The 1728-nt window shown below is 51.6% G+C and carries 2 protein-coding genes; both read right to left on the reverse strand.

Annotated features, from left to right (window positions below; genetic code table 11):
* Positions 1–59: 59 nt before the first annotated feature.
* Positions 60–1202: a tyrosine-type recombinase/integrase gene (locus PY990_RS16250; RefSeq protein WP_275272483.1), complete on the reverse strand. Its 1143-nt coding sequence runs from the start codon at positions 1200–1202 to the stop codon at positions 60–62.
* Positions 1203–1407: 205 nt separating this feature from the next.
* Positions 1408–1728 (reverse strand): single-stranded DNA-binding protein (locus PY990_RS16255; protein WP_275272484.1); only part of this gene is annotated, 321 nt, incomplete at its 5' end.

Consider the following 1728-nt stretch of genomic DNA (forward strand, 5'->3'; position numbering starts at 1 on the left):
AATCCTGCCAGCCGCACCAAAATTAAGCAGTAAGTTCAACGGGTTAGGAGGCCAAATTCCTAGCCCGTTTGTCTTTCTGGATTTGCCCTAAGTGACTTTTGAGTGACTTTGGTTAAACCCTTTTCCCTTTTTAAAGCCTCCAGGCTGATGTTCCAACGGTTGGATTCGTCTTTGATCAACTCCAGTGCTTCAAAAATCTCCACCACCTGGGCCATTGAATAGTGGCCGGTAATGGTTCGGTTCGAGTGCCACAACACTGCTGAAATCGTGGATTCTTGAACCTTCGCTTCGCGCAGGCGCAAGCCTACGGTGTGGCGCAAATCATGAACATGCAAATCCCCTACCTTGGCTTTTTTCCTGGCATTGATCCAACCGTTGTTTGACATGCCTTCTATGGGCTTGCCACGGTAGGTGAACACATGCGTGGGGTGGGTGCCCCGGCGCTGCTCGATGACCTTTTGGGCCACCGTGTTCAATACCAGCACTCGTTCCTGTTTGCGGTGGGCCTCGCCCTTGACATGCTTTGGGGGCACGACAAAGACCGAAATACCCAGGGCGGGAATTGGTAATTCCCACTCCCATTGCAAATTGCACACCACATCGTCCCTGCATCCTGTGTTGAGCGTGAACAGTGCCATGGCTGCCAGGTGATCGGCCAGGTGGGGCAGTATTTGACGCTGCTCTTCCCACATGAGGGGCCTGGGTGGCCTTTGGTCTGTCAATGGCAACAGTGTGATCAAGGGCGGTGTGATCAGCCAAGTCATTCCATTTTCGTCCCGCCAATCGCGCGCGGCCAGGTTCAAGATACGTCGAACAATGGCCAGGCTGTGATTGATGGTTTTGTTTTTTCGGCCCTGTTCCTTTCTCGCATCCACAAACGGCTTGAGTGTGCCGTTGTGAATTTGATCCAGGGTAAGAGTTCCGATGTAAGGCATCACTGCCTTTAAGTGGTATATGTCCGATCCAATGGATGGTTTGTCTTGATGGGTCCGCAAGTAGTGCGCTGCCGCCTGGTCGAATGTGCGCGGGGGCCTTACCCCGTGCACAAACTCCATGCGCATTTGCTCTAAGATGCGGACAAGCCAGCTTTCGGCTTCTTCAACAGTTTGGAAACCATACTGTTGAATTCGCTTTCCCCTGTAGACCTTATCGACTTTGTAGCCACCATCCTTGGTCGGCTGGATACCTGTGGTGCGTCCCATGGTTTTACCTCCGGGCCACCGCTACCCGACTCCAGTTTATACGCTTCCCAGGCTTTGTCGATGTCTGCTTTTTCATAAATGCGTGATGTCCCGGCTTTGATCCCCCTCATTCGGGGGGCTATATGTGTGTCAAAAAACTTGCGTTTCACGCCCAGGTATTCCCGGGCCTCTTGTTGGTTAAAGCATCGCTTTTCCATTTACTACCTCAATCAAAAGGGATGTCATCGTCCATGTCGGCCACGGATTGTTGGGCCTTTCGGCTACGTGAGTTGGTTGGTCTGCCACTGGGTTTGCTTTCGTCCTGTGAATTGTCACCCCCACCCACAAACTCCAGGGCGCCGATTCGACCGGTTAGCTTAAAACCTTTGGATTGATCGGATTTCTCAAAGGTTTCGATGTGCACATCCTCGATCACCAAAAACAACTTGATTCCTTTTTTCAAGTGTTCTTCAAGTGACTCGGCACGCTTGCCCCAAAGGCCTGCCTCAAGAAATTGAGAGGGAAAAAACCCATCGTCCTTTTTTTT

It is taken from the genome of Limnobacter olei, from assembly GCF_029087225.1.
Classification (GTDB): Bacteria; Pseudomonadota; Gammaproteobacteria; order Burkholderiales; family Burkholderiaceae_B; genus Limnobacter; species Limnobacter olei.